Origin of the sequence: Vibrio caribbeanicus ATCC BAA-2122 (assembly GCF_000165125.1) — a bacterium.
Taxonomy (GTDB): Bacteria; Pseudomonadota; Gammaproteobacteria; order Enterobacterales; family Vibrionaceae; genus Vibrio; species Vibrio caribbeanicus.
Map to the genome: position 1 here is coordinate 74496 of NZ_AEIU01000088.1, position 12723 is coordinate 87218.

10 protein-coding genes are annotated in these 12723 nt (G+C 41.4%); 9 read left to right on the plus strand and 1 reads right to left on the minus strand.

The window, feature by feature from the left end; all coding sequences use genetic code 11:
- The first annotated feature begins 10 nt into the window (after window positions 1–10).
- The 6 genes from RH40_RS14410 to RH40_RS14435 all read left to right on the plus strand — a co-directional run bounded on the left by RH40_RS14410 (window position 11) and on the right by RH40_RS14435 (window position 8371).
- Window positions 11–1639, plus strand: coding sequence for a VRR-NUC domain-containing protein (locus tag RH40_RS14410; RefSeq protein ID WP_009602327.1), 1629 nt, complete (start codon window positions 11–13; stop codon window positions 1637–1639).
- 85 nt (window positions 1640–1724) lie between these two features.
- Window positions 1725–4082 (plus strand): fatty acid cis/trans isomerase, encoded by a 2358-nt coding sequence (locus tag RH40_RS14415; RefSeq protein ID WP_009602328.1) that lies wholly within the window; start codon window positions 1725–1727, stop codon window positions 4080–4082.
- 325 nt (window positions 4083–4407) lie between these two features.
- A complete protein-coding gene (locus RH40_RS14420; RefSeq protein ID WP_009602329.1) occupies window positions 4408–4596 on the plus strand; it encodes a hypothetical protein in 189 nt (62 codons plus the stop codon).
- A 249-nt stretch (window positions 4597–4845) separates the two neighbouring features.
- Window positions 4846–6735, plus strand: coding sequence for a putative nucleotidyltransferase substrate binding domain-containing protein (locus RH40_RS14425; protein WP_009602330.1), 1890 nt, complete (start codon window positions 4846–4848; stop codon window positions 6733–6735).
- Window positions 6736–6742: 7 nt separating this feature from the next.
- Window positions 6743–7462 carry a 3'-5' exonuclease gene (locus tag RH40_RS14430; RefSeq protein ID WP_009602331.1) on the plus strand — a complete coding sequence of 240 codons (720 nt, stop codon included), beginning with the start codon at window positions 6743–6745 and terminating at the stop codon, window positions 7460–7462.
- Between the two features lie 33 nt (window positions 7463–7495).
- Window positions 7496–8371, plus strand: a complete 876-nt coding sequence (locus tag RH40_RS14435; protein ID WP_009602334.1) for a PhzF family phenazine biosynthesis protein — start codon at window positions 7496–7498, stop codon at window positions 8369–8371.
- Window positions 8372–8398: 27 nt separating this feature from the next.
- Here RH40_RS14435 and RH40_RS14440 read toward each other — a convergent pair whose 3' ends face one another.
- The gene (locus RH40_RS14440) at window positions 8399–9970 is read right to left on the minus strand and encodes a BCCT family transporter (protein ID WP_009602335.1); all 1572 of its coding nucleotides are present in this window, start codon (window positions 9968–9970) and stop codon (window positions 8399–8401) included.
- A 366-nt stretch (window positions 9971–10336) separates the two neighbouring features.
- On the opposite strand from RH40_RS14440, the gene RH40_RS14445 reads away from it, so the two are divergent.
- From RH40_RS14445 to emrD, 3 genes are all read left to right on the plus strand, one after another.
- A complete protein-coding gene (locus RH40_RS14445) occupies window positions 10337–10813 on the plus strand; it encodes a MarR family winged helix-turn-helix transcriptional regulator (RefSeq protein ID WP_009602336.1) in 477 nt (158 codons plus the stop codon).
- Window positions 10814–10897: 84 nt separating this feature from the next.
- Window positions 10898–11215 carry a cysteine-rich CWC family protein gene (locus tag RH40_RS14450; RefSeq protein ID WP_412104805.1) on the plus strand — a complete coding sequence of 106 codons (318 nt, stop codon included), beginning with the start codon at window positions 10898–10900 and terminating at the stop codon, window positions 11213–11215.
- Window positions 11216–11422: 207 nt separating this feature from the next.
- Window positions 11423–12628 carry a multidrug efflux MFS transporter EmrD gene (gene emrD, locus RH40_RS14455; protein ID WP_009602338.1) on the plus strand — a complete coding sequence of 402 codons (1206 nt, stop codon included), beginning with the start codon at window positions 11423–11425 and terminating at the stop codon, window positions 12626–12628.
- Window positions 12629–12723 lie beyond the last annotated feature (95 nt).

The following is a 12723-nucleotide window of genomic DNA, read 5'->3' on the forward strand; positions in this document are numbered from 1 at the left end:
TACCTTACTTATGTCTAAAGAAATCGAACTGCCCACTGATTATTACTTAGATAATTTTTTGAAACTCATTCGTCACTCTGTCGAATGGTATGAACCGCTTTTAAAATCGGAAGAGCGAAAGTGGATAAATAAATTTATCTGTCTTAAAAAAAATGAGCAATGTCTTCTTGTTAGATTGTTATCTCGTAAAGGCTGTTGGTTTCGTTCCGACAAGTTGATATATGATGAGATCAAATCAATATCATTAGCCCTGATGGAGTTAGAAGCGGCTGAATTTGTAACCATAAACCCGCATATTGAAGTGAAGGAACTCTGTATTCATTTACTCACCAAACCTGAGATCGTGTCACTTTTTCCGCAGTTAAAGGCAAACCTTAAAAAAGATCAACTGATAGAACTTTTGCCTGCTGACCTTTTTAAACATCACGACTCACTTACTTTTTCGATCATCCATTTAAGTCACGCTGAGATAATTAACGTTTTACTCGCCCTGTTCTTCGGTAATACTCAGCAGGATCTGAGTCAGTTCGTTTTAAATGATTTAGGATTACAACAATTTGAAAATTATTCATTGGAAGCAATCGAGCCTTTCTTCAACCACAGAGAACAACTTGATCAATTACTCACCGTCTCAACACTACAAAGTCAGTATTATCAAGATAAGGCAAAAGATGCAGATTCACTTCTAGCACTTTTAGAAAACTTGCCTAAAGATATCTCTCACCCACATGTTGAACGTAAAAAACAGCATTTCATCAATCTCCTTGCCCGAGATTTAGAACGCCTTGGCGAGTATACGGCAAGCTTAAAATGGTTTTCGCATAATCAATTACCTCCTTCTCGCGAACGACGAGCACGAATTTTTGATAAGCTAAATCAACATGAAAAAATGAGTGACATTGTCACGGATATGCTATCAGAACCACTCAACGTTGCTGAACAAGAGACTGCAACAAAGCTATTGAATAAGTTAAAGAGAATATCAGGGGAAAAAGTGCCTCGTGTGGTCAAACCAAAGATTAAAGAATATCAACTGACTCTTACTAAGACCCATAAAAGAGTGGAATATTGTGTTAAGGAGTATTTTGAGGCTTTAGGCTATGAAGTGTATTACGCTGAAAATGCATTATTGAATGGTTTATTTGGCCTCACTTTTTGGCAAGCTATTTTCGCTCCTATCAGTGGTGCGTTCATCAATCAGTACCAATATCGCCCTCTTGATCTGTACCATTCAGATTTTAGAACCAAACGCCACGTCACGATTGAGGCTTGTTTCAAAAAGCTGACTGAAGGGAGTGCGCAAGATTTAATTAAGATTTATCATGACAAGGCCAACATCAGTAATCCTTTTGTACAATGGTCTAGGTTTGATATTCACTTACTAGAGCGTTCAATTCAAGCTATCCCACTCGATACGATGGTAGAACTTTTTCAAGTCCTTTTTTCAGATTTAAAATTATACCGAAACGGCATGCCTGATCTTATCCTTTTCAAGGATTCGAAATACGAGTGGGTGGAAGTAAAAGGTCCCGGAGATAAGATACAGGACAATCAATGGCGGTGGTTCTCACAATTTTTACGGATTGGCGTGCCATTCGCAGTTGCTAATGTTGATTTTAACAATAGAATTAGTAGCTAAGAGACGTTAATTTGTTAACTGCCTTTACTGATATAGTCAACACTGGATTTTATCGCCTGATAGATAAACGAATGTCAACAGAACAATGAAAATACGTAAAATAATCATTATCGCAGCCACCTTGATTTTTGCAGGCTGCGCTACATACTCTGGACTCAATTACGACTCGTTATTTGGTAAGCCGCATGTCCAAGAACGACGGACTTATACTAATGCCACCCAAGCTGAGTTCTTCGATAAAGAAGTTAAGCCTATCATAGACAATCGATGTGTCGTTTGTCACGCTTGCTATGATGCACCATGCCAGCTTAAACTTTCATCTGTTGAAGGCATTGATCGTGGTTCAAGTAAAGAGCTCATTTATCAAGGCACGCGTTTAGTCTCCGCGAAACCCCACCGCTTGTTTGAAGATGCTCAAACCACTCAGGAATGGCGAGCTTTTGGTTTTTCACCTGTACTTAATGAAAGAAGTCAAACGCCACCGGCTAACATAGAAGCGGGTCTAATCGCCAGAATGCTGATTCAGAAGGAAATGTATCCTCAACCAAAACAAACCCAATTGGAAGGTTTCGATTTTTCCATCGACCGAGAACAGGTTTGCCCAACAATTGAAGAATACGACCACTATCTTGAAGAGTATCCAACATGGGGAATGCCTTATGGAATGCCCAACCTAAATACTTACGAATATACAACGCTAATTAACTGGCTCCAGCATGGCGCAAAAATGCCGGAGCAAGAACCTATTTCCGAGCTGGAATCGAAGCATATTCAACAATATGAAATCTTTCTCAATAATGACTCGCTGAAATCTCAGTTAACCGCTCGCTACATCTATGAGCATTTATTTTTATCTCATTTGTACTTCCCAGGGTTGAAGAGCGGCACGCCCAAATTTTTTACCTTAATAAGATCTGAAACACCCCCAGGACAAAGTGTCAAACGTATCGCGACTCGCCGACCTTATGACGAACCGAACGTAACACGAGTGTTTTATCGATTAATCCCGGTAAGAGCAACGATTGTTGATAAAACTCATATGCCGTTTTCCTTAAGTGAACAGAGACTAACGAACTGGAAAAAATGGTTCATTGACTCCGAATATTCCGTCAATAAACTACCAAGCTATTCGGCTGATGTTGCGGCAAATCCAATGACGGCGTTTACTGACCTACCAGTAAATGCACGTTTTAGGTTTATGCTCGACAACGCGCAAAATACAATCAACGCATACATTAAAGGACCTGTTTGTAGAGGACAGCTCGCTCTGAACGTGATCAACGATCGTTTCTGGGTATTCTTTCTTGACCCAGATAAATCAGATTTACCTGAAGTGAACGAGTTTTATCGCTCACAAGCAGACAACCTCAAACTACCAGCAGAATTGGAAAGTAACACATTACCAATAACAAGTTGGCTAAGCTATTCTCGTCAACAGGCCCGTTATCTAGAGGCAAAATCTGCGTTTATTAATCAGTGGTTCAAAAATGGTAAACACCTCACTACTGATATACTTTGGAAAGGAGATGGAAATAACCCGAATGCAGCCCTCACCGTTTTTCGCCATTTTGATAGCGCATCCGTTGTACAAGGATTAGTCGGCAAGCCTCCAAAAACTGCTTGGATACTGGATTATGCACTGATCGAGCGGATCCACTATCTGCTCGTAGCAGGCTTCGATGTATACGGTAACTTTGGCCACCAGCTTATGACACGAATGTTCATGGACTTTTTGAGACTGGAGGGAGAAAGTAATTTTATCTCTATGCTACCAAAAGATATCCGCCATAAAGAACAATCGAGTTGGTACCAAAACCAAAGTATCCAATTGAGTGATTTCCTACAGAGAAATGTAAAGCCGTTCAATCAACCAACTCAGATACAATATCATACTGACGATCCTAAAACGGAACTATACGCGATGCTGCGTGGCCAACTATCCCCGATACTTACCGACCGCTATCAGATAAAACAAACAGGATTGAGTGCGAAAAACGAAGAACGGCTCAAAACCATTGATGACATCCAAGGAAAAGGACTGCGCTATCTACCTCAAATTATCATACTAATGGTCACATCGGATTCTGGGAAGAGTCAGTTGTTCACTCTTTTGCATAACAATGCTCATATTAATATTTCGAGCTTATTTGATGAGGCAAGCAACCGTGACCCTGACCACGATACTTTAACATTAGTTCGCGGTGTTATTGGTAGCTACCCAGCCGCTTTTTTAGACATCAAGGAGCGAGACATCGAACAGTTTACTAATATGTTGCACAATATTCGCAGCGAAACAGACTACATCGATTTGTTGGATAAGTTTGGGGTAAGAAGAAGCTCCGAACGCTTCTGGTCATTTAGTGATCAAGTGCATCAATGGTATAAAAACTCGTTTCCTATCGAGTTCGGTTTATTGGATTACAATCGCTTTGAAAATCGCTAATAATTAGCAAACCAAGCACTCCCAGACCCTCCTTAAAATCTTCAGTGTCTGGGAGTGACTTTCCTTAAATTTCTTGAATTTCTGTTTAATTTTAAACTTATGTATTTGCTCAAGAACATTGAAGCAAACATAATAAAGCATTTAATTTCAATTATTTATTCGTTTTGGATAATTATTTAAAGTGCTTTCATTCAGTTAGGTTACCCGACAAAAAAATGGGCTGATCGATAACTTGATAAACCCAGTAAAAGCATCTACACCTACAAAATGGTGGCAAACATTCCGGCCATCTGCATGTAGCTCAATGTGTGCATGGGAGGTAAAAATGGGTATAAGTGACAACATAAGGTCATTGGAACAACAAATTTACGTAGCTTGTTCTGAAGGCGACTATGAGACAGTAAAATTGCTCGAGTATCAGTTGGAAACGCTAAGAGACAAAGCCGAGCATCCTTTCGATGATGACCCCTATGCCCCGGAAGGAAAGATATTCCCTGAAGACGAATGGTATTAGGGTGCACACCAGGTCTGTCCCAAAATATTAGCCGCCCGGTGAGCTCAGCTTACTGGGCGGTGTTATTCAAATCCGGCTTTCCCATCATTCTATTCTTACTCGCATAGACCCTCGGCCAAAGTCCTCAATCACCCCCCAAATATTGGCCTCTATTACTTCAGAGTCGTGCTTTGAATTGTTTACGCTCCATGCACAGAAATCGAAGTTGATGTAACATAGGAAAATTAATAAGACAAAATGGACAGTCTGATGGAAGCGGAGCTACTGGAAATTAAAAATTTCCTCTCACAACACCCACCTTTTGACGAACTCGAAGATGATGTCCTTCATTATGTTACCCAGCATATTGAAATTTCGTATTTTCGAGAGGATACGCCTATCATACACTTTGGCGATGAGATCCATGATCTTTTTGTTGTTCGTAGTGGTGCAGTTGAAGTTTATCGACGTAAAGGAGAACTCTATAATCGCCTTGATAGTGGTGCACTATTCGGCCAGATGGGGCTCCTTACCAACAATAAAGTTCGCTTTCCGGTTAAGGCGATAAGAGACACATTACTCTACTGTATTCCAGAGAAAATTTTCCAAGAGCTCTATGATAAGTACGAAACGTTCGCTGACTTCGTCGAAGTAGAGGACACAGCCAGGCTTAGGCAGACAATCTCAAACTCCAGCGAACAAAATGATCTCACCACATCAAAAGTACGCACTCTGCTTACAAATGAAGCCCCAACCATAGATAAAACCGAATCAATACAAACCGCCGCGATAAAAATGGCTGAAGAAAATGTCTCCTCTTTGTTAATCATTGACCCCGAAATAGCTGAAGATGAGGAAGATGATAACAATCCTCTCGTCGGAATAATAACCGACAGAGATTTATGTACCAGAGTGCTTGCTCAGGGCTTAGATCCTCAAGATGAGGTATCTACTGTAATGACCTCAGAGGTTATTTCACTTGACCACAATGCCTACGTTTATGAAGCCATGCTAACCATGCTTCGATACAATGCTCATCACCTCCCTGTGCTCAAAGACAAAAAACCGATTGGTATCATTGAGGCGACAGATATTGTTCGCTACGAATCCCAAAACTCATTATTACTTGTAAGTAGCATTTTCCAACAACAATCTATCGCTGAGCTAGCCACCTTATCCGAACAGGTGAAAGATAGCTTTGTCCGCCTAGTCAATGAGGATGCAAACTCTCATATGGTTGGAAGTGCTATGTCAGTTATAGGTCGTAGCTTTACCCAGCGTATTATTGAACTTGTTGAGGAAGAACTCGGTGAACCGCCTGTACCCTATTGCTTCCTGGCTCTCGGTTCCATGGGGCGTGATGAACAACTGTTGGTTACGGACCAAGACAACGCGATTATATTAGACAATACATTTATCCGAGAAGAGCACGACGCTTATTTTATTGAGCTTTCAAAACGCGTGTGTGATGGATTGCATCTCTGTGGCTACTCGCATTGTACAGGCGAAATTATGGCAACCAATTCAGATTGGCGGATGACAAGAATAGAATGGGAAGAATGTTTTGCAGATTGGATAGATGATCCAAACCCGAAAGCACTGCTCAATGCCTCAATCTTTTTTGATCTCGATGGTGTTTATGGGCGATTAAAGTGGGCCGAGCAACTTAATGGCTTTATCGTTCGCAGAGCAAGAAAGAACAACCGTTTTCTAGCCTGTTTGGCAAGAAATGCCATGAGTCGTACGCCCCCACTTGGTTTCTTTAAAGACTTTGTTATGGAAAAAGACGGACAACACAAAAACTCTATTAACTTAAAAAGGCGAGGAACAGCACCACTTGCAGATCTGATTAGGGTTCATGCCTTGGCTGTCGGCTCTAGATCTAAAAATTCTTTTGAGCGCCTTGATGATGTGAGTGAAGCTGGGGTCTTACCAAAAGGTAAAGCTCGAGACTTAAGTGATGCTCTTGAGTTTATTTCTATGGTAAGGATAAGACACCAAGCTTATGACGTGGAGAATCAAATCGAACCAGACAACAATATTGAGCCAGAGAATCTCTCGGATTTTGAACGTAGAAACCTTAAGGATGCATTCCAAATTTTAAGTAATGCTCAAAACTTTTTGAAATTCCGTTATCAAGCCAGTAAAAGCTTCAAGTGAGGTAGTTATGTTAGATAAGATCATCAAGCCTCATTCCATAGACTGGCCCACAAAGTTCAAGGAAAAGCTTGAAGCAACTCAGGACAGCGCACTTTTACAGTACTATAAATCTGGTTTACCCTCGATTGTTACACCAATAGATCAAGTTGTTTTTCTCGCAATGGATTTTGAAACAACTGGGCTTGACTCAAACGATGACGACATTATAACAATAGGTACCGTCCCTTTTACTATAGATAGAATAATGATAAATAAAGCCAAACATTGGACAGTAAAGCCCAGAAAGCAACTCCCAGAAGAGTCGGTTGTCATCCATGGAATAACACATTCTGATATATTAGATGCACCAGATTTATCGGGAGTTTATCGAGAAGTTCTCGAGCAAATGGCAGGTAAAGTGATGGTGGTTCATTATCAAAGAATTGAACGAGAGTTTTTCGACAAAGCGCTGAAAACACGTATCAATGAGGGCATTGAGTTCCCCGTTATTGATACAATGCAGTTAGAAACGATTGCTCAACAAAAAATGACATCGGGCCTTATCAACCGGCTAAAAAGACGTCAACCGGAATCGGTTCGTCTCGGGGCAAGTCGTTCAAGATATGGACTGCCTTTATACCCCCCGCACCATGCCCTCACAGATGCCGTCGCCACTGCAGAACTATTACAAGCCCAAATTGCACATCATTATAAGAGAAATATGGCCATAAATCAGTTATGGGTCTAAGCAAATAAAGGAAGAACATTGGAATATTCCTCAATGAATAGCGTAAACGTATTCTTAATAAACTCCTTTACACTTGATGGTAAAGGTGGAAATCCAGCTGGCGTGGTCCTTAATAGCGAACAATTATCAAACGTACAAAAGCAATATATTGCCAAAACAGTTGGGTATTCTGAAACCGCCTTTGTTCAACAATGTAGTGAAGAGAGCTTCGATGTAACATTTTTCACTCCAACAAATGAGGTGGACTTTTGCGGTCACGCAACCTTAGCTGTATTTCATACACTGTTAGAGCAAGGGGTGATTCAATCAGGAAAATACACACAGTATACCAAAGCAGGTATCGTCCCTATCAAGGTCGCTGAGTCCGGCCTCATCACCATGCAACAACAGCGTCCGGAAAAACTAGGGCGTTTTAGCCCCTCAGATATTGCTGGCTTACTCGGTTTGGACAATGGTGTCATCGAATCCACCCAGTTGCCGTGTGAAGTTATCTCCACAGGACTAGCAGATCTTATTGTTCCTGTATCCGTTGGCTACCTAGATAAAGTCGTTCCCAACTCCAAAAAAATGGCGGCTTTTTGCGAAAAAAACAATATTGTTGGCTTGCATGTGTTTGAATTGGTTATAGATAACAATGAAAAAACCGCAAGCTGCCGAAATTTTGCGCCACTTTTTGGTATTGAGGAAGAATCAGCAACTGGTAGTGCTTGTGGTGCTTTAACTTGTTATCTGGCGGAAAATATACCTTCTATGTCCTCTGAACACTATATATTTGAACAAGGCAGAGCAATGGGATGTTGTTCAGAGATTAGGGCAAAGCTGTCTTATGATGACTTCGACCAACCTAAAGTATTGATATCTGGAAAAGCGACAAATAATGGTGAAACAACATTGTCGTTAGATATATGAGCAAAAAGGGCGCACAGCGCCCCTTTTTTAACGTTTTTCAGTCCTCATACCCATCAATAAGCTCACGCACATTAACAGTAATACAAATGTGAAAGGTAATGCGGTAGAAATAGCGCCAGCTTGAAGTGCCTGAACCGCTTCCGATCCACCAACCCATAACAGTGCAATGGCAATTGCCCCTTCCATCAGTGCCCAGAATACTCTCTGCATTACCGGAGCATCAACTTTACCGCCCGCAGTGATACTGTCTATGACCAAAGAACCAGAGTCCGAAGATGTGATAAAAAATACCAACACTAATATGACGGCAATAACGGATAGAATAGAACCAAACGGCAGAACATCAAACATTTGAAACATGGCTAATGAAATATCGGTCAATCCTGAGTTACCTAACTCCCCGACTTTATTTAAAACCTGATCAATAGCCATTCCACCAAAGGTTGACATCCATAAAAGCGTAACGGCTGTTGGTACTAAAAGTACGGCCGTGATAAATTCTCTAACAGTGCGGCCTTTTGACACTCTGGCAATGAACATACCAACAAATGGTGACCACGAAATCCACCATGCCCAGTAGAAGACGGTCCAGCCTTGGAACCATGCTTCATCTTCTCTTCCATGAGGATTGCTGAGAGGGATTATATTTTCGACGTAGGCCATTAAGGTAGTACCAATATTGCCGAAAACGATGGCATAACCCAAAAGAGCCACTAAAATCAACAGCAAAAATGCCATTACCATATTGATATTACTTATGACTTTAACACCACCATCAATGCCTCTAAGCACAGAAAGCGCAGCTAATAGGGTAACGACTGTAATAACTGCTACCTGAAGCCCAAGACCGGAGTCAAGTCCAAAGACATGATGAATACCACTCGCCGCTTGCTGGGCTCCTAGTCCCAAAGACGTCGCCAAACCAAACAAGGTTGCCAAAACCGCAAGGATATCTACGATATGACCTGCCCATCCCCATGCTCTGTCACCCAAGATAGGATAGAAGATAGATCGAATAGATAAAGGTAAGCCTTTGTTATAAGCAAAAAATGCTAGAGACAGCGCAACCACACCATAAATCGCCCAAGGATGAAGGCCCCAGTGGTACATCGTCGCACCCAAGGCTAGCCTTGCAGCTTCAGGGGTGTTGGGCTCTACACCTAAAGGTGTTTTATACCAGCCAGTGAGATAAGCAACTGGTTCCGCAACGCTCCAAAACATAAGCCCTATACCCATACCGGCAGCAAACAGCATAGACAGCCAAGATATATACGAGTATTCGGCTTTAGCAGACTCCCCACCAAGGCGAATCTTACCCAGTGGAGAAATGATCAGCCCGAGACAAAAGATGACAAAAATATTTCCTGACCAAATAAACAACCAGTCAAAGCTACCTATAATTTTCCACTTAATGCCATCCAAAGCGGCTTTTGCTGATTCACCATCCATAATGAGTGTAAAAACCAAAAATGCGGCGATCAGACCCGCACTCCAGCCAAAAACGGGGTTGTGAACATCAAAGCCCCACTTCTGCACGTTATCTTGACCAATCGTATAGTCGGTACTGTCAATACTATACTTATCAATACCTTTAGTCATCGTTCCTCTCTAACGTCTAATTTCTCAATTTGTGCCAGTCTTGTATAAAACAAATAATTAGAGTTCGATTCAATTTTATGTCTTATTATGGCGACACGAAGATTCTCATTGTACTCTTATTACAGTATCGTTCCAGTAATAAGCTGTTTTAAGTATTATTTTGACTAAAAATGCGACATGAACGAACAAACTCAAGAGGATAAACAAAATGCTTAGTCAGAAATAATGTTTGTACACTAAATATATGAGTAACCATATAAACAAGCTAATGCATATTAATTAATGAAAATTTGTGAATCTAAAGACTTTTTTTCCCGTTATATTTAATGTATTTTCGCTTGTCACTATGATAACTGAGGAACTGCATTGGAAAAGCATGAAGAGGTTCTGATATCGATACGCCAAATTATCCGAGCTATCGATCTTCACTCAAAGAAATTAAGCAAGGAATCTGGTTTAACCGGACCTCAACTGATACTGATGCGTTCAATACGTGAATTGGGAGAAGTGACAATACGTCAACTTTCCGACCACACCAATATGAGCCAAGCAACCGCGACAACAATACTCGATCGCCTTGAGCGCAATGAGCTAGTTCAGCGAGTTCGTAGCAGTAAAGACAAGCGCAAAGTACATGCCTACCTGACCGAGAAAGGTCAAGCAATATTAGCGGATGCACCGACACCACTACAACAGAGCTTTATTACTAAATTTCAGCGTCTTGAAGACTGGGAGCAGTCACTGTTACTCTCCTCTGTTCAGCGTATATCATCAATGATGAATGCTGAAGACATTGATGTAGCACCCGTTCTCGAGCTAGGTAGTATTACCAAACCAGAATAATTTCGCTTAATTTCATAAACTCAGTCTTGTCCCATATATCCTGTTGTAAGGTATGTGGGACGTTCTTGTACATAAACCCAATAAGTGATTAATTTGAAGACTCCTTGTATTGCAGCATGTAAAAATACCGACGGTCTTTGCTCCGGTTGCTATCGCACAGTAGATGAAATCGTAAGGTGGTCAAGCATGGACAACAATCAAAGAGATGAGGTAATGGCGATGTTAACGGGTGAACATACTACCCATACCTGCCCTTCTTGCAACCAGGCTTCTTTTTGCGATATCAAACGAGGAGAAGCACATTGCTGGTGTTTTAGTATTGATAAAAAGGCAATACCGGAGCACCTAAAGAATGGGGAGTGCCTGTGTAGAAAATGCCTATCGCAATTAGCCAATGAATGATATCTCCCTCTACAAACACAACAAAAAAAGATTAGTTTTTCTAATGCAAAACTTTAGATTAAATCTTGCTCAATATCACACTTATTTATTGATACATTGACATATGCGCCTTAATATCTGCTGTGTCAAATACCTGAAGGATTAGATTACCATTAGGATATTTTTGGCAAAATCATTATACTCTTGGTTGCATATGGTGTTGTGAAAATGTCTGTCTCACCTCAAATTATTAAGTTAACGGCCTTAATCGCATTACTTGCTGCCGTTGGTCAAATGACTCAAACCATGTACGTACCTTCTATTGGCTACATGGTAAAAGATTTTGCTGTCTCACCTGCTTCACTGCAAGCGGTAATGGCATGCTTTCTTATCCCCTACGGTTTTTCCCAATTTATTTATGGGCCTCTATCTGATCGATACGGGCGCAAACCGATCATTTTATTTGGTCTGCTTGTCTACGTCGTAGGGAGTCTTGTTGCCCTTTTTGCAAACAGTTATGAACTTTTTTTATTTGGTAGCTTTGTTCAGGGACTCGGTATCGGGTGTGGCGGAGCTATGGCTCGTACATTGACAAGAGATCTTTTTGACGGCGCAGAGCTGCACAAAGTGAACGGGCTAATAAGCATGTGCTTAATATTCTCCCCACTTATCGCTCCTGTTCTTGGAGGCTTTCTTACTGAACACTTTAATTGGCGGGCAAGCTATTTGTTTTTAGCACTGTTTAGTATTGCAGTCACTATTGTCATGATGACCAAACTTTCAGAGACACTACCAAAAGAAAAGCGACGCCAAGAAAAAGTAATACACAGCTACCGACATGTATTATCCAATCAGTGCTTTCAAGGTTATGTTATATGCTTAGTTGCAACATTTGCGGGCCTAGCCATCTTTGAGGCCGCGGCGGGTGTTTTACTGGGCGGGGTTCTACAATTACCTGCAACTACTGTTAGTCTATTATTTGTTCTACCTATTCCTGGTTACCTTGTAGGCGCAGGGCTTTCGAGCTATCTCACCAGAAAATGGAATGAACGGAAAGCGATGTACCTCGGCATCCTATTTCTTGCCTCGGGATCTGCTGTTATCCTTATACCAGGGGTAATAAATTCAACCAGCGCTGTCACATTAGTAGGTGGTGCTACCATCTACTTCCTCGGTGCAGGTATTTTATTCCCAGCGGCCACTACAGGCGCACTTTCTCCGTTTCCTAACCATGCTGGAACTGGTGGTGCTGTTTTGGGTGGCTTACAAAATTTAGGAGCTGGAATGGCAACACTCATTGCATCGGTGATACCGACCCCCAATCAAACTCCATTGGGTGCGTTAATGCTGTTCATGACAATCGTAGCCTTGTTGGGGTTATCAAGAATATATCGGCACAAAGATGCAGCAACGGATATCCCTGCGGTAGTATGACCCTAAGTGCGCATCGATAAGCCACTGAGTAACACTCTCAATCTCTTTGGCTTTCTCGCAATTCTTGAACAGAAAACCGACTTTACCCCAATTGA